General features: G+C 36.2%; 28 protein-coding genes and 1 pseudogene. 10 read left to right on the top strand and 19 right to left on the bottom strand.

Annotated features, from left to right (window positions below; translation table 11 throughout):
* Nucleotides 1-107: 107 nt before the first annotated feature.
* Complete coding sequence (locus tag QNJ66_RS07230) at nt 108-1,121, bottom strand: NHL repeat-containing protein (protein ID WP_300504588.1); 1,014 nt, start codon at nt 1,119-1,121, stop codon at nt 108-110.
* Nucleotides 1,122-1,469: 348 nt separating this feature from the next.
* Between QNJ66_RS07230 and typA the strand changes: the two genes are divergently transcribed.
* Together typA and QNJ66_RS07220 are read left to right on the top strand one after the other, a co-directional pair.
* Nucleotides 1,470-3,263 (top strand): translational GTPase TypA, encoded by a 1,794-nt coding sequence (gene typA / locus QNJ66_RS07225; RefSeq protein ID WP_300504585.1) that lies wholly within the window; start codon nt 1,470-1,472, stop codon nt 3,261-3,263.
* A 144-nt stretch (nt 3,264-3,407) separates the two neighbouring features.
* Entirely contained in the window at nt 3,408-4,277 is an 870-nt protein-coding gene (locus QNJ66_RS07220; RefSeq protein ID WP_300504582.1) for a site-specific DNA-methyltransferase, read from the top strand.
* Here QNJ66_RS07220 and QNJ66_RS07215 read toward each other — a convergent pair.
* A complete protein-coding gene (locus QNJ66_RS07215; protein WP_300504579.1) occupies nt 4,264-4,854 on the bottom strand; it encodes a ScaI family restriction endonuclease in 591 nt (196 codons plus the stop codon). The two genes, QNJ66_RS07220 and QNJ66_RS07215, sit on opposite strands and share 14 nt — an antisense overlap.
* The gene (locus tag QNJ66_RS07210) at nt 4,854-5,072 is read right to left on the bottom strand and encodes a helix-turn-helix transcriptional regulator (protein WP_300504576.1); all 219 of its coding nucleotides are present in this window, start codon (nt 5,070-5,072) and stop codon (nt 4,854-4,856) included. Before QNJ66_RS07210 ends, QNJ66_RS07215 begins: the two co-directional genes overlap by 1 nt.
* A gap of 179 nt (nt 5,073-5,251) precedes the next feature.
* On the opposite strand from QNJ66_RS07210, the gene QNJ66_RS07205 reads away from it, so the two are divergent.
* Nucleotides 5,252-5,692 (top strand): hypothetical protein, encoded by a 441-nt coding sequence (locus tag QNJ66_RS07205; RefSeq protein ID WP_300504574.1) that lies wholly within the window; start codon nt 5,252-5,254, stop codon nt 5,690-5,692.
* Here QNJ66_RS07205 and QNJ66_RS07200 read toward each other — a convergent pair.
* The gene (locus QNJ66_RS07200; protein ID WP_300504571.1) at nt 5,689-6,090 is read right to left on the bottom strand and encodes a ketosteroid isomerase family protein; all 402 of its coding nucleotides are present in this window, start codon (nt 6,088-6,090) and stop codon (nt 5,689-5,691) included. The two genes, QNJ66_RS07205 and QNJ66_RS07200, sit on opposite strands and share 4 nt — an antisense overlap.
* A 97-nt stretch (nt 6,091-6,187) precedes the next feature.
* Between QNJ66_RS07200 and QNJ66_RS07195 the strand changes: the two genes are divergently transcribed.
* The 3 genes and pseudogenes from QNJ66_RS07195 to QNJ66_RS07185 all read left to right on the top strand — a co-directional run bounded on the left by QNJ66_RS07195 (nt 6,188) and on the right by QNJ66_RS07185 (nt 8,675).
* Nucleotides 6,188-6,385: a hypothetical protein gene (locus QNJ66_RS07195; RefSeq protein WP_300504568.1), complete on the top strand. Its 198-nt coding sequence runs from the start codon at nt 6,188-6,190 to the stop codon at nt 6,383-6,385.
* 246 nt (nt 6,386-6,631) lie between these two features.
* A pseudogene (locus QNJ66_RS07190) lies at nt 6,632-6,961 on the top strand (formylglycine-generating enzyme family protein); the annotation flags it as partial.
* Entirely contained in the window at nt 6,954-8,675 is a 1,722-nt protein-coding gene (locus QNJ66_RS07185; RefSeq protein WP_300504566.1) for an ABC-ATPase domain-containing protein, read from the top strand. The pseudogene QNJ66_RS07190 and the gene QNJ66_RS07185, both read left to right, overlap by 8 nt.
* 84 nt (nt 8,676-8,759) lie before the next feature.
* On the opposite strand, the gene QNJ66_RS07180 is transcribed toward QNJ66_RS07185, so the two are convergent.
* The 9 genes from QNJ66_RS07180 to QNJ66_RS07140 form a co-directional block, all read right to left on the bottom strand.
* The gene (locus tag QNJ66_RS07180; protein ID WP_300504564.1) at nt 8,760-9,071 is read right to left on the bottom strand and encodes a hypothetical protein; all 312 of its coding nucleotides are present in this window, start codon (nt 9,069-9,071) and stop codon (nt 8,760-8,762) included.
* A gap of 43 nt (nt 9,072-9,114) precedes the next feature.
* Nucleotides 9,115-9,666 (bottom strand): nuclear transport factor 2 family protein, encoded by a 552-nt coding sequence (locus tag QNJ66_RS07175; protein ID WP_300504561.1) that lies wholly within the window; start codon nt 9,664-9,666, stop codon nt 9,115-9,117.
* Nucleotides 9,667-9,748: 82 nt separating this feature from the next.
* On the bottom strand, nt 9,749-10,684 hold the full coding sequence (locus QNJ66_RS07170; RefSeq protein WP_300504558.1) for a DMT family transporter: 936 nt from the start codon (nt 10,682-10,684) through the stop codon (nt 9,749-9,751).
* Between the two features lie 120 nt (nt 10,685-10,804).
* A complete protein-coding gene (locus QNJ66_RS07165; RefSeq protein WP_300504556.1) occupies nt 10,805-11,545 on the bottom strand; it encodes a hypothetical protein in 741 nt (246 codons plus the stop codon).
* A 103-nt stretch (nt 11,546-11,648) separates the two neighbouring features.
* Nucleotides 11,649-12,536, bottom strand: coding sequence for a hypothetical protein (locus tag QNJ66_RS07160; protein ID WP_300504554.1), 888 nt, complete (start codon nt 12,534-12,536; stop codon nt 11,649-11,651).
* 109 nt (nt 12,537-12,645) lie between these two features.
* The gene (locus QNJ66_RS07155) at nt 12,646-12,903 is read right to left on the bottom strand and encodes a hypothetical protein (protein ID WP_300504552.1); all 258 of its coding nucleotides are present in this window, start codon (nt 12,901-12,903) and stop codon (nt 12,646-12,648) included.
* A gap of 3 nt (nt 12,904-12,906) precedes the next feature.
* Entirely contained in the window at nt 12,907-13,785 is an 879-nt protein-coding gene (locus QNJ66_RS07150) for an S-methyl-5'-thioadenosine phosphorylase (RefSeq protein WP_300504550.1), read from the bottom strand.
* A 135-nt stretch (nt 13,786-13,920) separates the two neighbouring features.
* On the bottom strand, nt 13,921-14,178 hold the full coding sequence (locus QNJ66_RS07145; protein ID WP_300504547.1) for a hypothetical protein: 258 nt from the start codon (nt 14,176-14,178) through the stop codon (nt 13,921-13,923).
* A gap of 352 nt (nt 14,179-14,530) precedes the next feature.
* Complete coding sequence (locus QNJ66_RS07140) at nt 14,531-15,106, bottom strand: DciA family protein (RefSeq protein ID WP_300504544.1); 576 nt, start codon at nt 15,104-15,106, stop codon at nt 14,531-14,533.
* A gap of 143 nt (nt 15,107-15,249) precedes the next feature.
* Between QNJ66_RS07140 and QNJ66_RS07135 the strand changes: the two genes are divergently transcribed.
* A complete protein-coding gene (locus QNJ66_RS07135) occupies nt 15,250-16,386 on the top strand; it encodes a SpoIID/LytB domain-containing protein (RefSeq protein ID WP_300504541.1) in 1,137 nt (378 codons plus the stop codon).
* Between the two features lie 155 nt (nt 16,387-16,541).
* Nucleotides 16,542-17,573, top strand: a complete 1,032-nt coding sequence (locus QNJ66_RS07130; protein WP_300504539.1) for a DUF2207 domain-containing protein — start codon at nt 16,542-16,544, stop codon at nt 17,571-17,573.
* A 26-nt stretch (nt 17,574-17,599) separates the two neighbouring features.
* Here the strand turns inward: QNJ66_RS07130 and cobW are convergent, their stop codons facing one another.
* The 6 genes from cobW to pcrA form a co-directional block, all read right to left on the bottom strand.
* Nucleotides 17,600-18,628, bottom strand: a complete 1,029-nt coding sequence (gene cobW, locus QNJ66_RS07125; RefSeq protein WP_300504536.1) for a cobalamin biosynthesis protein CobW — start codon at nt 18,626-18,628, stop codon at nt 17,600-17,602.
* A gap of 64 nt (nt 18,629-18,692) precedes the next feature.
* Complete coding sequence (locus QNJ66_RS07120; protein WP_300504533.1) at nt 18,693-19,325, bottom strand: type I restriction enzyme HsdR N-terminal domain-containing protein; 633 nt, start codon at nt 19,323-19,325, stop codon at nt 18,693-18,695.
* A 58-nt stretch (nt 19,326-19,383) separates the two neighbouring features.
* Nucleotides 19,384-20,169, bottom strand: a complete 786-nt coding sequence (locus QNJ66_RS07115; protein WP_300504530.1) for an ion transporter — start codon at nt 20,167-20,169, stop codon at nt 19,384-19,386.
* Between the two features lie 6 nt (nt 20,170-20,175).
* Complete coding sequence (gene gloB, locus QNJ66_RS07110) at nt 20,176-20,949, bottom strand: hydroxyacylglutathione hydrolase (RefSeq protein WP_300504527.1); 774 nt, start codon at nt 20,947-20,949, stop codon at nt 20,176-20,178.
* A gap of 235 nt (nt 20,950-21,184) precedes the next feature.
* Nucleotides 21,185-21,679, bottom strand: coding sequence for a thioesterase family protein (locus QNJ66_RS07105; RefSeq protein WP_300504525.1), 495 nt, complete (start codon nt 21,677-21,679; stop codon nt 21,185-21,187).
* A 127-nt stretch (nt 21,680-21,806) separates the two neighbouring features.
* The gene (gene pcrA / locus QNJ66_RS07100; protein ID WP_300504522.1) at nt 21,807-24,128 is read right to left on the bottom strand and encodes a DNA helicase PcrA; all 2,322 of its coding nucleotides are present in this window, start codon (nt 24,126-24,128) and stop codon (nt 21,807-21,809) included.
* A 451-nt stretch (nt 24,129-24,579) separates the two neighbouring features.
* Here pcrA and trxA point away from each other — a divergent pair, with 451 nt between their 5' ends.
* Together trxA and QNJ66_RS07090 are read left to right on the top strand one after the other, a co-directional pair.
* Nucleotides 24,580-24,903: a thioredoxin gene (gene trxA / locus QNJ66_RS07095; RefSeq protein WP_300504518.1), complete on the top strand. Its 324-nt coding sequence runs from the start codon at nt 24,580-24,582 to the stop codon at nt 24,901-24,903.
* An 82-nt stretch (nt 24,904-24,985) separates the two neighbouring features.
* Nucleotides 24,986-26,041 carry a cyclase family protein gene (locus tag QNJ66_RS07090; RefSeq protein WP_300504515.1) on the top strand — a complete coding sequence of 352 codons (1,056 nt, stop codon included), beginning with the start codon at nt 24,986-24,988 and terminating at the stop codon, nt 26,039-26,041.
* The last annotated feature ends 159 nt before the right edge of the window (nt 26,042-26,200 follow it).

The following is a 26,200-nucleotide window of genomic DNA, read 5'->3' as shown; positions in this document are numbered from 1 at the left end:
TAATTAAATAAGAATAAAACATAGATATTAAAACAAAATTTAGGTGGACAAATATTTGAGAAACAAAAATAAGTTTAAATAAATATCTAATTTGCCCACCCTACTATTTATTGTTTTTTGTTCTTTAATTCAATCAATTTCATTCCTCCTAAAATACCCATAAATGCTAATAGTCCTAAACTAGAAGAAGACTCAGGAACAGGTAAAGGTGTCTCCCCAAAAGCTAACCAACCGGCTGTACTTAAACCATTACTTCCCGAAGGAACAAATTCATCAATAAAATCCCCTGTTATTCCATCGTAACGCACCACACGATTATCATCTCGACTACTAATATAAAGATTGCCATCCGGTCCAAAAATAGGTTGTACAGGACCACCATCTAACAATCCATTACTATTATCAACAAATACATCAATTAACGCCCCAGTTGTCCCATCATAACGGTTAATATTGTCTGCTCCAAAATTAGCAACATAGAGATTACCATCCAGTCCAAAAGTTATCCCACCAGGAAAATCTCCAGGTGTTCCTGTTGCAAAGGTAGAGGTTGTTTCTGTTCCTACATCAAAAAGTAAAACCTCATTAGTCAAGGTACTACTAAAATATAAATTATCATCCGGGCCAAATCTTAAGCCGAATGGAGGATTTGCACCACCACTACCAGAAGGTACAAATTCATCAATAAAATTGCCTGTAACCCCATCAAAACGTAAAATACTATCGGTAGCGGTACTACTAACATAAAGATTGCCATCGGGTCCAAAGGTTAAGTCTTGGGGTGTATCTAAACCACCACTTCCTGACGTAACAAACTCATCAATAAATCTGCCACTTCTGCCATCATAACGAAGGACACTATTAGTTAACAAACTAATAACATAAAAATTATCATCAGGACCAAAAGTTAAAGCCACAGGCCCATTTAAACCACCACTTCCTGAATTAATAAAAGAACGAATAAAATCCCCTGTTTCAGCATCATAACTTAACACAGAATTAGTATCAAAACTTCCCACAAATAAAGCCGTTGCTTTTACTTTTTCCGCTATTAAATTCAGTCCTGTTAAACTAAGCAAAGACACGAAAACTGTACTTTGAATTGACTTAATTATGTTCATATTGTTGTAGATTTTCCCTAACTTAATTTTCCGTCATTTCATTTAACATTTAACATTTAACATTTATCATTCGTTTGGAAGTAGGCTTGAAACCTCTCCCAAACTTCTTTCTCCCTAAAGGGAGAGGCTTGAAACCAAAATGAAAGATGTTCAATGTTCAATGTTCAATGTTCAATGTTTGGTCACAGGGATTGTATCTAAATATTTCTCGATCCAAAAATAATCTTTAACTTTTTTACACAATTTTTCTCTTATTTATAATTTTTTTATCAAACCTTGCCAAAACTAAGTTAGAATTGTGAAGAAATCTGTAGTAATGTAACTATATCCTTCTCATCACCGTAACCTATGTCTCTTCCCATTCGTAACGTTGCTATTATCGCCCACGTCGATCACGGTAAAACCACCCTGGTTGACTCCCTTCTCAAACAGTCCGGTATCTTTCGTGAAGGGGAAGAGATTCCAGACTGTGTGATGGACTCCAATACCCTCGAACGGGAACGGGGTATTACTATCCTCTCCAAAAATACAGCAGTTCGCTACAATGACACCCTGATTAACATCGTTGATACCCCTGGACACGCGGACTTTGGGGGAGAAGTAGAACGAGTATTAGGGATGGTGGATGGTTGCATCTTGATTGTAGATGCTAACGAAGGCCCCATGCCACAAACCCGTTTTGTTCTCAAAAAAGCTTTAGAAAAAGGTTTACGTCCCATCGTTGTTGTTAATAAAATCGATCGCCCTCAAGCTGAACCAGATCAAGCAGTAGATAAAGTGTTTGACCTCTTTATAGAACTAGGGGCCGATGACGATCAATGCGACTTTACCACCTTATATGCTTCCGGTTTATCGGGGTTTGCTAAGGACAACTTAGAGGATGAGTCAGAAGACATGAAACCTCTATTTGAAGCCATTTTACACCATGTTCCCCCACCAGCCGGCGACGTAAGCAAACCCCTACAACTACAAGTAACCACCTTAGATTATTCCGAATATTTGGGCCGTATTATTATCGGTCGTATCCATAACGGAACCCTCAAAGCAGGACAACAAGCAGCTTTGATGAAAGAAGATGGTAAAATTGTCCGAGGAAAAATCAGTAAATTATTAGGTTTTGAAGGACTGCAACGGGTAGAATTAGAAGAGTCTAGCGCAGGGAATATCGTCGCTGTAGCCGGGTTTGCTGATGCTAACATCGGAGAGACTTTAACTTGTCCCGATGAACCCCAAGCGTTACCTTTGATTAAGGTAGATGAACCTACATTACAGATGACCTTCTCCGTTAACGACTCTCCTTTTGCCGGTCAAGAAGGTAAGTTTGTCACCTCCCGACAAATACGCGATCGCCTGATGCGTGAGTTAGAAACCAACGTTGCGTTAAGGGTTGAACCAGGAGAGTCCCCGGATCAGTTTTCCGTTTCCGGTCGGGGTGAACTCCATTTAGGTATTTTAATCGAAACCATGCGTCGGGAAGGGTACGAGTTTCAGGTGGCCCAACCTCAAGTTATTTATCGTGAGGTTAATGGCCAACCCTATGAACCTTTTGAATACTTAGTATTAGACGTTCCCGAAGAAGCAGTTGGATCTTGCATAGAACGTTTAGGCCAACGAAAAGGGGAAATGCAGGATATGCAAACCGGGGTTAATGGACGGACTCAGTTAGAGTTTGTTGTCCCGGCCAGGGGTTTACTGGGGTTCCGTGGTGACTTTATCCGTATTACACGGGGTGAAGGGATCATGAACCATAGTTTCTTGGAATATCGTTCCTTATCTGGTGAGTTGGAAACCCGTTACAATGGGGTGATTATTGCCTTTGAGGAAGGGACATCTACTTTCTACGCTATGAAAAACGCAGAAGATCGTGGTGTTTTCTTTATTACTCCCGGAACTAAAGTTTACAAAGGGATGATTATTGGTGAACATAACCGTTCCCAAGACTTAGAATTAAATGTGTGTAAGACGAAACAGTTAACTAACCATCGCGCAGCTAGTGGAGAGGAATTAGTTCAACTCCAGGCCCCTGAAGAAATGAGTTTGGAAAGGGCCTTAGAATATATTGGTTCGGATGAGTTAGTAGAGGTTACACCAGAGTCTATTCGTTTACGGAAGATGAAAACCAAAAAATTAGCTAAACGTTAAATTTTCTTGATTTTAGTGATCAAAAGGTTGAAGATGTTGATGTCTTCAACCTTTTTTCGTTTGTGTCGTTAGCTATTATATTGACTAAAAAGAGTTAAATCGCTATGATGACAATAAGTAGCCAAAAATGCAGGAGAGTATTATATGGAATTATCTGATTTTAAATCTTTTTTAGGACAACCTATTTATGAAGATAAAAATGCTTTAATTTATCATGGAGATTCTTTGGAATTAATGAATTTTATTCCTCAAGAATCTTTACCATTAACTGTTACTTCACCTCCCTATAATATCGGAAAAGAATATGAATTTGTCTTAGAATTGGATGATTATATTGAATGGATAGCTAAATGGATTAATCAAGTATATCATTGTACATCCTCTCAAGGTTCATTTTGGCTAAATTTAGGTTATTTATCAATTCCCAAAAAAGCAAAAGCAATTCCCATTTCTTACTTAATTTGGGATAAAGTTCCTTTTTATTTAATACAAGAAATTGTCTGGAATTATAGTGCAGGAGTAGCTGGAAAACTATTCTTTTCACCAAGAAATGAGAAATTTTTATGGTATGTAAAAGACCACAAAAATTATGTTTTTAATTTAGATGATGTTCGTGATCCAAATGTTAAATATCCTAATCAGAAAAAGAATGGTAAGTTAAAATGTAATATTAAAGGAAAAAATCCTACTGATGTTTGGCAAATACCAAAAGTAACATCAGGAAAAAATAGAAGTTCAAAGGAAAGAACCCCACATCCTGCACAATTTCCTGTTCAATTAGTGAGTCGTATTATCTTAGCAAGTAGTCAGGTTAATGATATTGTTTTTGATCCTTTTTTTGGTTCAGGATCAACCGCAGAAGCAGCTATTAAAAATGGTCGTAAAGTCATTGGATTTGAAATAAATGAGAACTATATTAATATTGCAATAGAAAGAATTAAGAAAATTTGTTATAATGAGAGTGGGACGATTAAACAAGGAAATTTATTTGATATCATAACTAATAACTCTTGAGGGTAATTAACTTTAAACGAGCTAATTTTGCTCCGATAGATGCTTGTTGTCCAGTGGGTTTATTTTGACCTAACCAGTCCTCATCGTCTATCCAACCAAAACGAATTTTCCATAGTTGACGAGTCAAATCTTCTTCTTTTGGTAACTTGTAATTAATTACTAGATAATAACCTGTTCTATATTTTGTGCGATCACTGGAACGATGGCCTGTGCTTCTGTTTCCATATAAACCATTTTTACTAGAGGATGTTTTAATCTCGAATGAATAACGATCATTGTTAACATAAATAATATCCTTTTCTTGCTTGGTTTGACCTCCTCTCCACCCTGAATAATTTTCAGTTAAAATAACAGCAATTAACTTTTCTAAGATAACTCCTGTTGCTTGAGCCGGTAAAAAAATATCTTGACCAATTTTTAGTTGAGAATTACCTAAACTAGAAGAAAAAAGTTCTTCCCATGCAGACTCGACTAAATAGATTAAATCATCTTGTAAGAGAGGAAAATTGTCAACAAGTTGCTTAGTAATGTTTGGCCATTCTTCCTCTGAATAATCTATGTAGGGAGATGTTAACATTATTCTACATCTTTCAATAAGGTACTCGCTGAAACACCAAGAGCGCAAGAGATAGCTATAATATTATCTAAACTTACATTCCGTTCACCCCGTTCCACTGCACCGACATAAGTACGATGTAAACCAGCTTTTTCTGCTAGTTGTTCTTGTGAAAGTCCTAGAGATGTCCTCAGTTGTTTAATATTATTACCTAATTGTTTACGCGGTTGATTGTTCATATTAAAAAACAAATCATTAATGATAACTTAAAATCTACAGACGATAAGTAGCATTAGCGAGAAAGTTAAGTTTTGTAAATTTTTCTGACAGAATCTCCATAAACCTTTAGAATTTGAGACAACAAGTGCAATAATCAGCAATTTTTAAATCTATAGTAAACTACGATTACAAAATATCAATGATGAGCCAACCCTTGATTCTCGCACCCCGCTATCGTTTAGACGACGAAATAAACTGGTTAGAAGGGATCGATCCCTCACGACGTTACTGGTTAGCAGTTAACGGCGATCGCCAGTTAAAAGTCGTTATTCCTGGGTTGTGTGTGACTTCTTCTCAAGAGTTGAAAGATGCTATCTTAAAGTTTCGTGGGTTGCAACCTCAAGAAAAAATGGTAATCAAGCGTCCTTTTGGTCAATTAATAATTCATTGTGTTAGCGTTAACTGTTATGCTATAGAAGCAAGGGTAGAAGGGGCTTTGGCTTGGCATCTCTTTGATAAGGAGACCATAGAAAGCTTCTTGTTAACCAGCCATCCTGATTGGGTTCCCTCACCAAGAGATGTAGAGTTAGGTCGTAAGCTGTTAGAATTAGCTTTTGAACAACCTGCTTATGCGGTTTAACGCCTCAATTTAACTAATTCTTCCAAAGAAGCTAATAATTTCACCTCTACTGAAATGATTTCTTTTTGATGGTTAAGAATGAAAATCCAGGCTACATTGACAGTAAATAAGGTGGTTGTAACTTTGCCTTTAATTCTTGCTTGAATGTGGCCGTTTTCTGTTGTTTCTAAAGCTTCCTCAAGAGGAGAAAGTGTCATCTCCCTTGCTTCTTGCTCTAAATAATTGGCGATCGCTTCGGGTCCAGTTATTGGAGACTCAAAGGGAGGTTGTAAAATGCCATCAATAGCGAATAATTTGGCTGTTTCTGGAAAGTTGGCCTGATTTAGAGTTTCAAAATATCGTTGAATAACAGGCTCTGTTAAATTAATGGCATTTATCTTCTTAGACGATCCTATCATGTTTATATCAAAATAGTGTATAAAGTTTTATTTTATCTTATAAAGGTTAACCACTGCTGTGTGGTCTTAATATTATTAGGCCCTTACTAAGATTACTATGAATCTTTATTGTCTTAACAACGAAAATGATCCGATTTATCATAGTAGTCAAGCGATTTGGTTATGGCAAGAATATTTAGAAAAAAACGAGGTTAAAATTAGTGATAAATTAAGTCATGTTTTAAATAAAATGTTAGAACATTTAGCTCAAAATCGTTACAATAATATTCAAGAAATATTAGAATATTTACAATAATAACCTACTCATATCCAACTAGGAGAAAGTTTTACTAATTTATCTACTTCGGAAATACAAAAATCTAGTAATTATAATTCACTTATTATCATTAAAAAAGAAAAAAAGTTAGTGCTTTAAAATTGTTTTAGCAGCTGTATTATTGTTTTTTTGATAAAATACTTGTTTGATCTATCATTTCAGATTTCTTTATTAATGTGGCAACAAATCATAAAATATTCAGCCTTACTCAGTGTATTTATAATATATCGACAACAAACCACAGAAGTTGGTTCATTTCCTGCCAATAATTTTGGTTTATATGATCTGCACGGAAATGTTTGGGAATGGTGTGCTGATGATTGGCACGAAACATATCAAAATGCGCCACAAGATGGTAGTATTTGGATAGATGGAGACGACCAACATTCTCCCATGCGAGGAGGATCTTGGGCTGCTTTGCCCTTTCATTGTTGTTGTGCAACTCGCAATAAAGTTCAGCGTAATAACCGAAGTCTTTACAATGGATTTAGGGTTGTTTATAACTTTAAAAAAAGTAACACATTTTTCCAGATAATAACAAAAAATAATGGATAATCAAGACTTATATAATATACTAATCCAACTAGACGGAAGAAATTACAAAGCGTATAAAGATATCAAGGCAAATTATCAATTTTCTAAATTTAATTTAATTATCGAACATATCCAAGGTGATCCCTTTGCTTCACCGAGTAAACTAATTATCAAAATCCCTAATACTGTTACTCAATTTCCCAGTGATTTATATAAAAATGAAAGTAGAAAAATTGCTTTAGAAGACTATTTAATTCGTCAATTTAGTCAAGTTTGTCAACAAAAAAGTAATCATAGAGGAACAGGAAAAAGTGGAAAAATTAGTATTACTAAAATTGGCCAAGAAATCTTAAAAAGAACAGCAGCAAATATTAATAAAAATGAGATAGAAATACGCTTTTCTGTAGGACTTCCTGCAAGGGGAAGAACTATTTTAGGTCATCAAGCAGCACAAATGTTATGCGAAGATATACCCGATATTGTTGATAAAACATTACTCTATCAAGCTTTAGATTCCCAGGCGATTAAAACACAAGTTGAAACAGCAGAAGACGCAGACTTTATCCGTCAGCAACTATCAAAAAATAACTTAGTTGCTTTTATCGCTAATGGATCTATTTTACCCCGAAAAAGTGGCGTTGATCCTCGTCCCTTAGAAATAGATGCTATACCATTTCAATCCCCAGAATCATTAGAAATTTCTTTTCGCACCCCCAATAAAGGACTCATAAAAGGGTTAGGTATTCCCCAAGGAATCACCTTAATTGTTGGGGGAGGTTATCACGGAAAATCTACCTTATTAAAAGCCATAGAATTAGGTATTTATAATCATATTCGTGGAGATGGTAGAGAATTTGTAATTAGTGATCCATCAGCAGTAAAAATTCGTGCAGAAGATGGTAGAAGTATTATCGGTGTTGATATTTCTCCCTTTATTAATCAATTACCACAACAAAGATCAACTAACAATTTCACAACCACAAATGCAAGTGGCAGTACCTCTCAAGCAGCTAATATTATTGAAGCATTAGAAGCAGGAAGTAAAGTCTTATTAGTAGATGAAGATACCGCGGCCACTAACTTTATGATCCGCGATCGCAGAATGCAACAATTAATCGCCAAAAATAAAGAACCAATCACCCCATTTATCGATAAAATTAAACAATTATATCTAGATTATGGAGTATCAACTATCTTAGTAATGGGAGGAAGTGGAGACTATTTTGATGTAGCAGATCAAGTAATTGCCATGGATAATTTTGAACCATATAATGTGACCGAAAAAGCACAAAAAATTGCCCAAGAAAATCCCAATGAACGTATCAGAGAAGGAGGTAATAGTTTTGGTAATATAACCCCCAGAATACCTTTACCCCAAAGTATCGATCCCAGTCGAGGAAAAAGAGATGTTAAAGTTAAAGTTAAAGACGTAGATCAAGTAGTTTTTGGCACAGAAGACATTGATTTAACCGCCATTGAACAATTAATTGAACCAGGACAGTTAAGGTCAATTTCTGCTGCTATAATTTACGCTAAGAAACATTATATGAATGAAAAAAACACCTTACCTAATATTTTAGATAAAGTGATGGAAGATATTGATAGTAAAGGGTTAGATATTTTAAGTCATTTTCCCCAAGGAGACTTAGTAATTTTTCGTCGTTTTGAATTAGCTGCTGCTATTAATCGTTTGCGATCGCTACAAGTTAAATATAGCAGTCGCCAAAGCTATTAGGACATTTTTCTGTTCCCTGTTCCCTGTTCCCTGTTCCCTTAAAATATAATTTATGTGTCCTAACTAGCCTGTCTATTGCTATAATTACCTTCTGCGACGGCGAAGGCCTTCTTGATAACCCCGATCATAATCTAATGAGTTCCGTGGATTATCGTAATTGGCCCCATTGGTTCCATCTTGTATCCCTCTGAAATATTCTTGCTCAGGTGGAACAGGACGGTATCTCCGCTCCGCATCTGCTCTATTTCCCTCAATAATCGCTCCGACACCAAGAGTCGCCCCAACCCCTAATAAAAAGTCCCCAAAATTGGCTTGGGCCGGGGTTGTAAATAATTGTATTGTAGTCAAAAATGTGGTGACGGTTAAACTAAAACTAATCGCTGTCTTTTTTTTCATGTTTACTACTTTCCTAATTATTTTTAATGAGGTTTAGATTCAGTTATTCGGTGGGTCTTGGTTCGAGCCATCCTTGACTTTTTACAGAAATAATTTTGGGCTGATTATTAATAATGGCGAATCGAATAATATCTGTACCCGAAACAATAAAACTTTGATCATCTTTGGTAGTTAAATTTTCAAAAATGACTCGTGTTACCACCCCTACTTGACCATCGGGAGTAATTCTAACTGTCATATAATCATTGATAGTTTCCCGTTGTTTCACCAGGGCAAAGGTATCTTTTAACATACGTCGATGAGCATTAACCCCTTCTAAATTTGTTGTCAAAATATTACCTTTATATTCAACAGTTATTTCAGAAATAGAAAAGGGAGCTAAAAACTTTAACATTGCGTCAATATCTTCACGATTTTCAGCTTCATTAATAGCTTCCATTGCTTGACGTATCATTTCTTCGTCAAGTTCTTTGGTTTCTTGAGCAATAAGTATCCTGGGGTTGGGAATTTGTGCATAAGTAATGACTGGGATAGTCACAGTTAACCCGGTTATCACATTAGCAATTAACAAGGGTTTAAATAAATTGAATTTCATTGAGTTTATCTTGAAAAAAAGATGTGAAACAGTATAGCATATAGTAGTTTAATGGAGGATTATTATTAATAACCCTTCAAGATTAATGAACAGCAGAATTACTCGATTGGGCTAAATAAATTCCTGTTAAAATAATAACAAAGCCCATCCAAGTTGTTGAATTTAATGCTTCTGCAAAAATAACCCAAGCTAACATCGCACTAACAATAGGTTCTAATAATAAAAACATAGCGATAAAACTAGAGGAAAATTTATCCAAACAATCCGCTAATAATCTTTGTCCTAAACCTTCAGAAATAATACCTAATCCTATCACTGCTAACCAAGTTTGCCAACTCGTTGGAAATAACTTTGCTTCAGTAAATAAGATAAAGGGAACTAACAAAATACTGCCAACTCCACACCGCCATAATAAAATAGTGGTAGCAGAAAAATGATTCCTTAACTGTTCAACAATTAAAAAATAAATACCCAAAAAAACCGCAGATAATAGGGCATAAAAATCCCCAATTAAATGACCATTTGCCCCTTGTAAATCTTCTAAACCTAGAAAAATTGCCCCTGATAACGCTAATATCATGCCTAAGATAAATTTAGTATCAAAGCGTTTTCCAAAGCATAACCAAGCCCCAATACTGGTAAAAATGGGAGTCATATTATTCAATAACATAGAGTTAGCAACACTGGTATATTCTAAAGAGATTGCCCAGAGTCCTAAAGACGTAATTGAAATGATACCCACTGATAATAAAAGTAGCCAATTTTTAGTAGTTAAAGGTAATTTTATTGAGATATCTTCAGGAGAATAAAATCGTTGTTTAATAGTTTGAGCTAAGCCAAAGACCAGAAAGAAGATAAACAATCGATTAAAAACAGTTCCATTTGCACTCAGTTCTATTTCACTAATACGAATAAAAATCGGAGCAAAAGAAATAGAAATTAAAGCAATAACTAGAGTAGATAATTCTATTAGATTTACTCTTGTTTTATCTTGAAATGAAAATTTAAGTTGAATCATTTTTCTTAAATATTTATAAGACTAAAATCATCACAAACAAGGGGTTAGAAAATAATTTCTTAACCCCTTATTCCTAAGAACTAAACTCCAAAAAAACCATCGTTAAAGACGAGTTTTAAATTAAGTTCCAGGGAACAAAGTAGCTGGTTGTTGTTGCGCTAAAAAGCGTTGATTGACAACCTCTTGAAAAGCAGTCAAATCATTTTGCCAATCACTAATTCCTTGCTTTAACTTAGCCATTACTTCTTGAGGATTAGCCGCAGCTAAATTGTAATTAAAATTACCAGCAAACAACAAAGCCGGCATGGCAGATTTATCAGGCATTTGGATTTTAGCCTCATTAATACTTAGGCTAAATTGACAACGATCAAGTTGATACAATAAGTTTAAACCAGCTTGTACGGGTGCATTGCCATAATTTTGCCACTCACCAGGAGATAAAAGATTTTGAGTAATAAAGTTCCTAGCACCTTGATTATTATTTGGAAAAGGGATTAAACTTTTGGGGGTAATGGATAACCCTTGATATTCTGTGTTAGCAAGTTTTTCGACATATTGAGCAGCAACACTCGGAATATTTAGTTCATCGGGTTTTTTGTTCCCTAAAGACTCCATAAAAGTAATGGTGCGAGGTTGAGCAACGATACTAACACCATTTTGGAAGGTAACTTGTGACATATTTTGCCCCAAAACCGGTTGTTTACCCAATTCCCACTCATTGGGAACAATTCCTGTTTGTTTGAGAAACTCTTGGGAGAGCATGGTGGGATTAAGATTTTTGGCCGAAATAGCGATCGCTATTTCTTGAATTTCCCGAACTTCTAGGGGTTTTTTTTGCGTTTGATCCGATGGAGTTGCCATGATTTTTCTCTTAATAGTTTCTAAATGCGTTATCAAAATATGACTATTCCCAGTTTAGGGGTTAAGCCGCCCCTTCATTGTAGTTAATTAAAAAATCTTACGGTTATATCTCCGCTAATGCTCTTTCTATTAAGCGTCTGGCTAAAGTTTGGGTTCCTGTATGTTCATAATAATTGGTGGTCATATCTAAAAAGGCAGCAAGATAATCTAATTTGTCTTCTGAATATTCAATAAAATTGCTTAAATTTTCAAAGAGTCCCTCTGGAGTAACACCTTTGTCTTCAACAAATCCTGACATCCACCCTTTAACCGAGTCAAAACTTTCCCCGATAAAATTGAGTTGACTACCACTGTCACCACCAGGAATGGCTCCTTGAATGTTCTTAAAGGTGCCATTATTCTCTAATTCGTTGGGGGAAAGACTCTGAAGACTAGATTCTATTTTCATAATAAAATCGGGACCCAGGGGAATTAAACCGTCTAAACAGACTAAAGCGGCCATTCTCATCAACGATTCTCCGCCATAATCCCCCAAAGAACCCACAAAATCCCCAATACTGTCCCCAGGAATGCCATTAATTTGACAAAATGCTACTAATTCGGTGACTAATTTCAAGCATAAATCGATCGCTTGTGCTTTATCTGGGTTGGGGGTAATACGGTTTAAAAAGCCTAAAAAGGAGACTTTTTCCCCGATTTTATTGGCTAAAGCTGCGGCCCCTAAAGCACTATCACTATTATCGACAGTTTGATATAACCATAATGCAGTTTGATATCCTTGGGATTTATCATTAAAAAGATGAACCGCGCGATCGCCGATTTCTTGGATCATGTCCTCATCGGTTTCCCCTGTAACGGTGCGAATGGTGTTCTCAAACCCTACCAAGTTCTCCCATTCTCCAGGAACCACAAAATCTAGGGCTCTCAAGACTTTGATGGTCATGTTATTGGTTGGTAATTCGTCTACAATCTCGTAAATTGGTTTACTCATAGCAACTTTTAGCAACAATTAAACAGATTACACAAGTTTATCTTAAGTTGCGGAAGGCCATTCTGAGACTTTAATTTTCCAATGGGGAATGGTTTAAGTACTTAACAACTTATATTTTTTGCCAGTCTGGACACTGTTCACTTTTTAGCCAACCACTGGGATGAAAACCGCAAATTAATTGGCTTCTTTGCTCGCGATTATAACCATAAAATTTGCCGTGATAATGACAGCAACCCAGACAAGTTTTAGGACGGGTTGATTCTACTTGATTAAACCCCAATTGAGAACGCAAAACTTGGCAGCGAGACTGGTTAAAATTGTGCCGTTTTTTTAAGAGTCGAAACCGAGATAAATTTGCAGTTTTCATTCATCATAAATATTTGTTGATAATTAGACCTAATCTTTCTTTTGTTTCTGTACTGATCAGTTCAGGAGGGGTAAGAAGAGCATATTTTAGGGCAGAATGTGCTTCAGAAATAGGGGGATTTTTATCTAAACGTTTGACGGTTTCTATGATAACTTTTTGAGCATTAATGGCATTTTTGTGTAAATTATCAACGATCATTTCTACAGTGACATGATCGTGGTCTGGATGCCAACAATCATAGTCAGTAACTAAGGCCAAGGTAGCATAGGCAATTTCTGCTTCTCTGGCTAATTTTGCCTCTTGTAAGTTGGTCATACCAATCACAGACGCACCCCAATTGCGATATAAATTAGACTCAGCGATGGTGGAAAATGCCGGCCCCTCCATACAAACATAAGTGCCTCCTTTGTGTAAGGCAATCTCAGGTAATTGTAAACTCTCCACAACTTCGGCTAAAATGGCGGTCAGTTGTTGGCAAACCGGATGACCAAAACCAATATGGACAACAAGACCTTGCCCGAAAAATGTGGAAACTCGGCGATGAGTGCGATCTATAAACTGATCGGGAATCACCATATCCAGGGGTTTTAGTTCCTCTTTAAGAGAACCCACCGCAGACGCTGAAATTATATATTCAACCCCTAATTGTTTCATCCCGTAAATATTTGCCCGAAATGGCAACTCAGAAGGCATTAAATGATGATTACGACCATGACGGGCTAAAAAAGCCACTGACACCCCGTCTAGGTTGCCCACAATGAACGCATCAGAGGGCTTACCAAAGGGAGTATCTAGATGAATTTCTTGTATATCTTCAAGCGCGTCCATCTTATACAAACCGCTACCGCCGAGAATGCCTATTTTTGCTTGTTGAGTGACCATTGATACGGAACTTTTCTCATAAATGTGCTTTTATTAAAAATAGCATCCTTTGTTAACAAAGATGCTATTTTTTGTACACTAGCTTAAAAAAATAAGATTCTTTAATAAATTATTTTAACAAGAAAAAAATTGAGATCAATGAACAATTTGTTCATTAACTTTTTTGGTGGATTCTACCTCAACAGAGCATTCTAGAACTAAAGAACTTTCCAGTTTAACAACGTTTTCTAAACTTTCCCAAGTTTGGGTAAATGGTGCAACAGCTAAACTACAAGCCTTCCATTCTGCACGAACCGGAACACCCAATTGTTGGCACATTCCCCCTCGACGACCTTCTGTCTGATAATAGCGACAAAAGCGACAAGATGAAGTCAAACAATTAGAGGTTTTCATGGGGTTTTTACCACAAGGTGTGAGAGTTGAACTTTTCAGGTTTTCCTTTCAAGATTTATTATCCAATATCAGTTAACTATCATTAAATGTCCTTACCTATCCCTCTGTCTTGATTTCACTGTTCTTCTGAATTTTTCTGGCTTTAGATTTTTTTAATATTTATTTTACAAAAGTAAATATAATCTCCCTAGAATCAAAAAAACTTAATATAATTAAATTTCTGATCTTGAGTCCATTGACAGAGAAAAGACTGGGGATCAAGGGTAAAAACCATACTATCGAGGGAAAAGTTTATTAATAATCAAAGAATATACTGAGGAAAACAGAAAGAATGTCATTGTTAACTCAATCATTACTCTAAGTTTGACAGAGATTTTGTTTGCCAATGTTGCGTTATGCAAAGATAACATTTTGACCATCTTTCCAGTTCGATCTCAGGAGTCGGACAATGACACTGGGGACACAAAGGAAGGTTCTCGAAATGGTGGGCGATCGCATTATTCCATCGTTGAAAAGCTTCTTCTGGGGTGGTGGTTGCTTGGGTACTGGTTTCTGGAGGTGAGACAATATCAGTATAGGAAAAAAAGTTTTGACCTTTTTCTGAGGATGATGGTTGTGGATGGCCGTGATGTTTCTGCCATTGAGCAGGGGAAAACCGAAGTTTTTGCACAGGAGAAGCATATAAACGATGATTAAGTTGTTTGAGAAGAGAATAACTTTGAAAAGACAACTGTTGGGCCCAACCAGAACTAGAAGTGACTATCCAAAGCATATCTCTTTGAATATATAGGGGTTTACTGTGGGAGGCTGCTTTTTCTGGCACTATAGTTGACCAAATATCACAAATTTCAACATAGCGACGATATTCCTCCCATTGGGGAAGTTGTGTTATAGCTTCAAGGAGGCGATCGAGAGAGTTGAGGGACATATTTTAGATGTGATGGGGAGTGTGGGGAGACGGGGTGACTTTATCAATTATGACTAATCAGTTATCAGTTATATTAATTAAGGAAGTTATTGTTAAGTATTCTAACTATTTTTATTTTTTAAGATTATTTTTTTTGTTGCGTTATGAAAAAGTTGTTAAAAAACTTGTTGTTCAACCGTCCTCAACTTTGGGGCGTTCCTTTATTGTGTGCTGTAAGTGTTCCTTTTATTGTCGCTTCTTGGCAACCCTCTGATCGTTCTCAAGAAACTACACCCCAGACAACTACTTTACCTCCTCTGAGTCAATTACAACCCTCTCAACAGCAGTCAGAAGTAGGGGCAAAAGATACTTCACCCCGAGAAAACTCACAAGTTCAACAACCTTATCTCAAACAACCTTCTCAAAAGCAACCGGAGGTTGAAACTAAGAAGTCCCCTAACCCTACTCAACAGTCAGAGGTTAAACAGCAGGTTAGTTCCTCACCCTCTCAAATGTCTCCTCCGTCTCCTCCTGCTTCTGCTAAGTCTTTAGCACCGGCCCCTGCAAACTATCAACCTCCTCCTCTTGATATTCGTGTAGCCATTTTACGAGATGCACCCGGAACCACTTTAGGGGTGTCAGGACAAGCAGTGATCAGCGATCGCGATAGTAAACGACTAAAAACCCTTTCTGGTTCCCAAGGGTGGAATGTACGACCCAATGGGGGTTCTTTATCCTTTGGGGGACAGTCTTTACCTGGGGTGGTTTGGGTGCAACCGACAAAAGAGAGTCTTATTTATGTGGGCGATCGCTGGTATCGGGGCAAAATTTTATTGGTATCCAAGGGTAACAGCTTACTGGTGGTCAATCATGTTAATTTTGAGCAGTATTTATATAGTGTGGTAGGCAGCGAAATGCACGCTAATGCACCCACAGAAGCTCTCAAAGCTCAAGCGATCGCCGCACGGTCTTATGCTTTAGTTCACATGATTCGTCCGGCCAGTTCTTGGTACGATCTCGGTAATACCCAACGTTGGCAGGTGTATAAGGGGTTAAACAGTGAATATAATACGGGTCATCACGCGGTACGAAGCACTAAAGGACAGATTTTAAGCCATCGAGGGGGTGTGGTGGAGTCTCTTTATGCAGCGACAGATGAAATTGTGGCCCGCGCTCATAAGGGACGGGGAATGAGTCAAACTGGAGCTTATGAATTAGCGAGAAAAGGCTACGACTATCAACAGATTTTAGACTATTATTATCCCGGGGTGGGTTTATCAAGATTAGTTTTGAGTAATTAGGGCAGCGTGGTGGAAATAACCCACCAGTCGCAAAGGGTTCAAACCCTTACCAGTCGCTACTTTTGAATTTTGACTTTCCCTTAGCGGGACTAGGGTTTTCGTAAAGTTTTGTTAAAAAATTCGGATGTATGCGTGCTTTTTCCAGATAAATCTATATGAACTATTCTGGAAACAACATGAACAAGAACATCATTTATGTTTTAACTAAAACAGTTTGGTTGAGACATTGTAGAAAAATTGCTTTCGGGATTATCAGTTGTTTGCTGATTTTGCTTTCAAATTTATTCATTACTGATAATTTATATCCCGTAAATGCTCAAAGCCATTTACCTTTTTATTGGGATTTTATTAATGTTGATATTGATGTTCAAAATAACGGAGATATGCTGGTTAAAGAAACTCAAAAATATACTTTTAATCAAAATTATTCTAACCAGCGTTACCGTTATATTCCTCTTGGTAAAGTAGATGATATTACTGATGTATTTGTAACAGAAGATGGCAAAAGCTTAAGGAGTATAAGTACGAAAGAGAACAACAATTTAATTATAAAATGGAACCATGAGCCTATTATTAACACTCCAAAATCTCATACTTTTGTTATTAGTTATCGTGTCATTGGTGGTTTGCATATTAACGAAGAATCCAACCTTGATCAAGTTTATTGGAAAGCTATTTTTCGGGATCGCAAGGTTCCCATTAAAAAGGCTAAAGTTACTGTAAGATTACCTCAAGAATTAGTAGGAAATATTATTGATTTTAGAAGTTTTGGTGTTCCCACTCGATCATATTCAATTGATAATAGAACTGTGGAGTTTATTTCTTCACAAGAAATTTTACCACAACAAGAAATTGAAGTTCAAGTTAGTTTCCCTCATAATATCTTGAACTTACCCTCTCCCTATTGGCAATCGAATATTAAACGGGTAATTGATAAAATACAACCCTTTATCAATTATACTATTAGCTTCTCATCTAACATAGGTTATGGTGGTTGGGTCATTATTTGCATAATATTATCGATGATATTTGGTGATGGTGGTAGTCGTCGTCGTGGTTATAGTGGTGGTGGTGGTTATAGTGGAGACGGTGGTGATGGTGGTTGCGGTGGTGATGGTGGTGGTTGCGGTGGTGACGGTGGTGGTGATGGTGGTGGTGATGGTGGTGGGGGTGGTGGTGGCGAATAATAGCAGTCTAACCTATGTTCAAACTGCTACAATTGTCCTTGAATGGTTTGTTGCTTTAATTCTCTACCAATGAAGACTAAACGGGTTTGTTTGGCTTCATCTTCGCGCCAAGGGCGATCGTAGAAATAATCAAAGCGATCGCCTACTCCTTGTAAGACTAACCGCATAGGTTTATTAGGAACATTAACAAAGCCTTTAATACGATAAATCTCGTTATCTTGGACTAATTTTGTTAAAGTTGTCACTAATTTTTTGGGATCATAAGCTTGTTCGAGGATGATTTGTACTGAGTTAATATCATCGTCATGATCGTGTTCTTCTTCGTGATCGTGATGAGAATGACGGGTTTCTAAGTTGTCTTCTACAGCAGCATTAAACCCGAGTAAAATATCAGGACTAATTTGACCTTGATTACAAGAAACAATTTTGACACCGGGGCGTAATTCTTGGGATAACCAAGTTTTAATTTTGTTTAATTCTGTCTCTTTAACTAAGTCGGTTTTGGTTAGTAATACTAAGTCTGCACAAGCTAATTGATCCTCAAATAATTCTTCGATGGGGGTTTCGTGTTCGAGGTTGGGATCGGCTTTTCTTTGAGCTTCTAACGCGTCTAAATCTCCTACTAATGTACCTGAAGCCAATGCTTGGCAATCAACTACTGTCACAACACCATCAACGGTTGCACTATTACGAATTTCCGGCCAACGAAAGGCTTGGACTAAGGGTTTTGGTAGGGCTAAACCTGATGTTTCTATTAACATACAGTCGAGGGAGTCTCTTCGTTCTAGAAGTTGCTGCATGGTGGGATAAAATTCTTCTTGAACAGTGCAACAAAGACAACCATTATTTAGTTCTATAATGTTTTCGTTAGGGTCTTCTTCTTCTTCACAAATTTGACAATCTTTGAGTATTTCTCCGTCTATTCCTACTTCTCCAAATTCATTGACTAATACAGCAATGCGTCGCTTTTCATTGTTTTGTAACAGATGGCGAACTAATGTGGTTTTTCCTGCGCCTAAAAAACCTGTAATTACTGTAACTGGAATTTTGTGCATTTAATACTTTTCCCTAGAATTTCTTGTCCTGTTGAATCATATCATAGTAAGTTGAGGTAATAAATTAAAGTAAGAATTGTTTAATATTTTTGATGATTTGAAAAACTTGATAAAATTCTTGATTGTTTCTTTTTCCTAAGGTTAATTTATCGGAAATATCATATTGTTGATTTTGATGACTAACTTTGATGAAAATATAATCTTCTCCATTGGTTACTAAACCAAAAATAGGACTTTCTTGCTTAGTATTAGCCATCATAGAAGTTAAAGCTTGAGGAATGGCTAAAGAAATATTGAAACCATAACGTTTGGCTTCAATAACAATAACCCAAAATTGTTCTTTAATCACCAAAGCATCAATAAAACCTTGTAAGATAATGTCTGAGTCTTTAAGCTCAATCTTAACAGCTTGTTCTGCTTTTATTTTAAAAGGAGTATCACATAAGTTTGCTAATTCTAATAAAGGGGAAATCATAATAATATTGAGAGTTACCTCGGTAATGGAATTATCAGAAGCATAATATAAATATCGCTCTTTTAAACTATCTAAAGTTTGTTTCTCTTGAACACTAAGATCAGGTAAATTATCAGTCCATTCTGTAAAAAAATTACTGCTTTGATTGCGAGTTAAATTAAACTTCAGATGAACTTCTGTTAAATTTCTAATTCCTTGAGATATACCAATAGTTTCCACCATATCTAACTCCTATATGGGATTAATATTATTAAATCCCTACTAACTATAATTACTAATATCATAACTTGGTTCCACAAATCTTACAAAAATTGGCATCTCTATCATGAAATTTTAAGCCACAATGAGAACAAGTTCGATTACTTTGTTGAGTATTTTGTAAGAATTTTTGGGTTAATATACCCAGTTGCCAAGGAATTAAAAGAACACCAGAAAAAATCATAATTACTGTTAAAATTTTTCCTGCTTCTGAAAGGGGTATAACATCACCAAATCCCACAGTTGTCATAGTAACAACGGAAAAATATAAAGCATCAAAAAACGTTTTAAAAACATTAGGATTACTATAATGTTCAACTTGATAAATAGCTCCAGAATAGATAAATATCAAAGAAAATATAATTAAAAATATTCTTACTAAAACAACCCCATCTTCTGATTTTATTTTAAATAAAGATGTTTCAAAATTGATTAATCTTAGGAGTCTCAAAACTCGAAACCACCGAAGAATACGAATAAATCTAATGTCTATAAAACCGAGAAATAAAGGTAGGATTGAAAGTAAATCAATAAAAGAGAAAATACTAAAGACAAATTTTCGTTTTGATTCTGCACACCAAAAACGGGTTAAATATTCAAAAGTAAATAAAGCTAAAATAATATTATCTAATCTTTTAAAAACTCTAAAAATAGGATCAGACAAAGGATAAGTTTCTAGGACAAAGATAGCAGAAGATAATAAAATAAGCCCCAAAATTATTAAATTAACTGTAATCCCAATAGGGGTATTAAAATCATCCAAATAATGGGATATTTTTTCTTTTAATTTGAAGTTTTTGACTTCCATTTTAAGTTAAAAATTATCTTTCATCCCCCTAATTCTACCAAATACTCTAGCAGGATCACTCATCCCTGTTAAACTTTGTAAAGAGGGTTGATCCCATCGTAAAAAAGGATTAGTTCTCTTTTCTTCTCCCAATAAAGAAGGAACCGTTGCTTGGCGATTATTTCGGGCTTTAATTACTGCTTGATAACGACTTTGTAACTCCCTATTATCTTGTTCAACTGTAACAGCAAATTTAAGATTATTTAAGGTGTATTCATGGGCGCACCAAACACGAGTATTATCGGGTAAGTTTCTCAGTTTAGTTAATGATTGAACCATCTGTGCCGGTGTTCCTTCAAATAAGCGTCCACACCCTCCAGCAAACATAGTATCACCGCAAAATAAATCCCCTATTTCTTCTGAATTATTGGGAGGAAAATAGTAGGCAATATGTCCACGAGTGTGACCCGGAATAAAATAAATCGTAGCAGTTTTTTCTGCAAATTTTACTGTATCTCCTTCTTCTAAAAAAACTTGTTGTCCTGGAATTCTCCCTTGATCTTCTTTCCCTCCATAAATACAAATATCAGGGAATTTTTCCATTAGTTTTTTATTAGACCCAACATGATCAGCATGATGATGGGTGTTGAAAATAGCAACTAACTTTGCCCCTAATTCATTCAAGCAATTTAACACTGGTTTAGCCTCTGCCGGATCAACCACAGCAGCCGTGTTATTATGGGTATCATGTAAGAGAAAAATGTAATTATCAGATAAGGCAGGTAAGCGTTTAATTTCCATAAAAATAATTGTTTTATTTGTCTTGTATTTTATCAAAAAATTAGGGTTAGCCGACGCTAGTTTTAACTATAATGTATAGTGATATTTCTCTATGTTATATATTGTTCTTCAAATTTCAAAAACTACGTTTTATCGAAAAAAGTAATCTCAACTAGAAACTTTCTCACACTCCTATAATCCTAAAAAGTAGGATTATAGGAGTATCATCGAATTATTGTTAATATTTTTCAAAGCTTCACAAGTCCACTATTTTAGTTAAAGCATCTTTAACCGTCGGGGGAAGTTGACGCATAATTTTTCCTTTTTCTCGATCCATGGCCACTAAGGTAATTTTTCCCGTGACATGGACAACTTGGCGATCGCTTGATTCAATAGCGCAATCCCAATACATCCGAACTCCTGTCATAGCGGACATCCGAGTTTTGACGATCGCCATTTCTCCCAACCGCAAGACTCGATGATACCGTAAGGATAATTCCACCACAGGGAGATCACATCCTAATTTTACCAATTCGGCAAAATCTATGCCCATAGAACGGAGACATTCCACTCTAGCAGTTTCCAACCAATTAATATAAGTACCATGCCATACTAATCCTGCATAGTCGGTATGATGAGGTTGTACCCTAACCGAATACTCAAACCACTTTTCTGTAGTTGCTTTGAGAGGGTTTTTCTTGGTGATAGCTGAGGTGGGGGGAAGTTGGGGAGACTCTGGTGAAGAAGACAAAGTAATAAACTCTCGGGAAATATGGGTATCACTTGTTCATTAGTTTATCAGTTATCAGTTATCAGTTACCAGTTACCAGTTACCAGTTACCAGTTATTAGTTCAATTAACTGATCACTGTTCACTGTTTACCGTTCAATTTTAGTAATAGAGTTGGTTCTTGGGTCAACAATTTTACGGCCAAGTCCAGCAAATTTAATGGCTAAGTTTGTTTTTTTTCCTGAACCTAAAATATGGGTGATTTCTCCTTCTCCAAAACTATGATGAATAACGCGATCGCCAACTGACCACTTTGTATTAGGGGAACTAGAAACTGTTTTTTTCTGATGTACTTTCCTTCTAGTTTGTCGCAGATTAGTACTGATTAAATCTTGGGGAATTTCTTGGATAAATTGTGACACCATTTTCGCTTCTTTTGAACCCCAAACATAGCGTTCTCTAGCGTGACTAATAAATAATTGTTCTTGGGCGCGGGTAATTCCTACATAACATAGTCTTCGTTCTTCTTCTAATGCTAACGGATCGTTTAAACTGCGAAAATGGGGTAAAGTTCCTTGTTCTAATCCTACCAAAAAGACAATAGGAAATTCCAAACCTTTGGCAGAGTGTAAGGTCATTAAAGATACCTTTTCTTGTCCTTCATCCAGGTTATCTAAATCCGAAGCCAGAGAAGCATTAGTTAAATAACCTTGTAAACTGGTATCTTCATTTTCTTCTTGATATTGAGCGATCGCGCTGTACAATTCATAGATATTTTCTAATCTATTATCGGCTTCTTCCGTTCCCTTTTTCTTCAAATCATCCACATAACCTGATAATTCCATAATCTGATCAAAAATCTCAGTTGCTGAAAGTTCCTTTAATTTTTCCTGTAAATCTTTAATCATATTAGCAAATTTGTTAACTGACTTAGCTGCCCTTCCTGCTAGGGTTTTCACAGATGTTTCATCGCTAATAATTTCCCATAAAGGTATCTCTAATTCTTGTGCTGCTTTTAGGAGAGAATCAATAGAAGTTTTGCCGACTCCTCGACGGGGAGAATTAATAACTCGTAGTAAACTAACCGTATCAAAAGGGTTGACAAGTAACCGTAAATATGCAAGAGAATCTTTTATTTCCTGACGGTCATAAAACTTAAATCCGCCCACAATATTATAAGGAATATTGTTACGAATTAAATTATCTTCAAAGGGTCGAGATTGAGCATTAACCCGATATAATAAAGCAAAATTTCCCCAATTTAATTCTGGGTTTGTTTCCACTAATTCTTGAATTTTAGCGATCACAAAATCTGCTTCTATGCGTTCATCATCTGCTTTATAACAGTAAATTTCTTCCCCTTCTCCTCTAGTGGGGCGCAAAATTTTATCGATACGTTGACTATTATTTTCGATCAGTTGATTAGCTGCTTGTAAAATAGTTTCCGTAGAGCGATAATTCTCCTCTAATTTAACCATTGTTCTTGTATCTTCATCCGGCAAACCATCACCAAAGTCCGATTGAAAATTCAATAAAATAGTAAAATCTGCCATGCGAAAACTATAAATAGATTGATCCGCATCTCCCACCACAAAAATAGACCTATTTTCCCAACTCCACTCGCTTTTACGGGTTTCTGCATTGGTAGTTAACAACTGAATTAACTCGTATTGAATACGGTTAGTATCTTGATATTCGTCCACTAAAATATGTTTAAATTGAGAATGCCAATAACCCAGAATCGATTCATTTTGCTGAAATAAGCGCACAGGAATCAGAATTAAATCATCAAAATCCAAAGCATTATTAGCAGCCAATTGAGTTTGATATTCGTTATAAACTTCTGCAATCACACGACCCTTAGCATAAGCATTTTCCTTTAAATAAGCTTCAGGAGATAAACCCAAATTCTTAGCATTACTAATAGCATAACGAACATTACGAGGATTAAACTTTTTATCGTCTAAATTAAACTGTTTGAGAACAATATTTTTAACCAAACTCTGAACATCAGACTCATCAAAAATAGAAAAATTACGTTCCCATTGTCGCTTCTTCTCATCCTGATATTTATTAATATCGTAGCGAAGAATTCTAGCACATAAACTATGAAAAGTACCGATCCATAACTTTTTTGTAATTTTCTTATAAACTTGGGAAAGTAAACGTTTTTGATCGTATTCTGGCAGAGAATTAAACGGTTGACCTTGCTGTTTTAACGCCATTTCTTGAGCAAATAATCTCTCCAGTCTATCTTTCATCTCCCGTGCCGCCTTATTCGTAAAAGTGACCGCCAAAATGGACTCAGGATCAACTTGATGATGGCTGATCAGATGTGCAATTCTATAGGTGAGAGCGCGAGTTTTGCCCGAACCTGCCCCCGCAACCACCAAAAGCGGTCCACAGAAATGTTCAACAGCAATACGTTGTGAAGGGTTAAGTTGAGAGAGAAAATTAGCAGAAGCGGTCATAAAACTTTACAATTTGTTGACTGGAACTATCTTGATTTTATCCTTTACTATGGAATAAACGAGATTATCTAATAATCAAATTCAAGCCATATCAACCATGTTTTAAACTCTCAAACTTAGGAACAAGGCACTTTTTAGAGATTCTCCTCAAACCAGAAATCAGGTATAACTGCCTAGTTTAACACATTAAGCAAAAAAAAAAATTTCGATTAGGCAAAATTTAGTGTCTCAAAATGGGAATTCTCCCTTACAATAGAGATAGCGGAGACAAACGTTTCCGTTCACTCCTCACACCACACTCCGCCCGGCATTAGTTCGGGCGGTTTCTTATGGAAGCTTTTTCTGGAAAACCGCACTTCACTTTGATGGTTGTAAACAGCCAGAAAGTTTTTGGTATGGTAGAATTCTAGAGTATTCTAGGTAAACACGAGCAATCAAAGGAATTCATGATATGTCAGCTGCACCTCAAGTTACAGATAGTAGTTTTAAAGCAGATGTTCTAGACAGCGAGCTTCCCGTTCTTGTGGATTTTTGGGCCCCTTGGTGTGGTCCTTGTCGTATGGTCGCTCCCGTTGTGGAGGAGATAGCCGAACAATACAAGGACCAGGTTAAGGTTGTTAAGCTCAACACCGATGAAAATCCTAACACTGCTAGTCAATATGGAATTCGTAGTATCCCCACTCTGATGATCTTTAAGGGAGGTCAACGGGTGGATATGGTTGTGGGTGCTGTTCCCAAAACCACCCTCGCTTCTACTTTGGAAAAGTATCTTTAAGTTTTGATACAAATCAAGACTTTATCGGAAGAGGTAAGCTATTTCAGGTTTACCTCTTTTTTGATCCCTAATTTTAAGAAATATGAAGAAACAAATTTTTCTCAAAAGCTGGTTTTTTGGCGTTGTGATTATCCTGTGTATCGTTTTATTCCCGATCTTAACCCTAGCTGATGATAGTCCCTTAAAACCAGGTTGGAATGCTTCGGTATTTGGGAAAGATGACGAAATAGGTTCAGTTAATTGGATTACAGATAAAAAGGTTCTAGAAGCAATTAAATTAGTTAAAAAAGGCAAGGTGGTTACTTTGGGTAAAGTTTATCAAAATGATATGCCGTTTTTTGGTAAACGTAACTGGAAACTAACAATTCCTGGTTTAGCTACCGGTGAACTAGGTAGCAATAATAGTATTGTTTATAATGATGAATATGTGGTTACCGAATTAGGACAAGTTGGCACACAATTCGATGGTTTAGGTCATATTGGGGTGAATACATCTCGAGGAAATTATTTTTATAATGGTAATTTTTTAGAAGACTTTGGTACTGCTTACGGGTTAAATAAATTAGGAGTGGAAAAAATAGCCCAAAAAGGATATGTTACCCGAGGGGTGTTATTAGATATGGCTGCGTATAAGGGAGTTGAACGTTTACCAGTTCCCACAGGAAAGGCTAAAAATGAGCCTGGAATTATTACAGTTGATGATATAAAAGGAGCCATCAAAAAGCAAAGAATTAGTCCGATTAAACAAGGAGATGTTGTCTTATTTTATACCGGACATGGTAACTATTGGGGTAGTGATTGGGATAGTTTAAGCGATGAAGAAAAATCCGAAAATACACAGTTATTTAATGCAGGAGAACCAGGGCCGGGGATTACCGCTTGTCGTTATTTATCTCGCCAAAAAATTGCGATGGTCGGGTCAGACACTTTGGGAACCGAAGCGATTCCAGGAGAAGATCCTAACCGTCCTATTGATTGTCATGTTGAATGGATGGTTAAACATGGTATTACCAATATAGAAAATTTGGATTTGAGTGAATTAGTTGATAATAAAGTTTACGAATTTATGTTTGTTTTTGCTCCATTAAAAATGAAGGGTGCAACCGGTTCTCCTGGTAATCCCATTGCTATTTATTAAGGCTACATATTTCCGTAGGGGTCATTTCATTTATCATTTATCATTCGTTTGGAAGTAGGCTTGAAACCTCTCCCAAACTTCTTTCTCCCTAAAGGGAGAGGCTTGAAACCAAAATGTTCAATGTTTAATGTTCAATGTTCAATGTTTGGTAAATGGTTA

It is taken from the genome of Crocosphaera sp. (genome assembly GCF_030064895.1).
Taxonomy (GTDB): Bacteria; Cyanobacteriota; Cyanobacteriia; order Cyanobacteriales; family Microcystaceae; genus Crocosphaera.
Note: the sequence above shows the minus strand (reverse complement) of the source record. Positions and strands in the feature narration are given on the sequence as shown.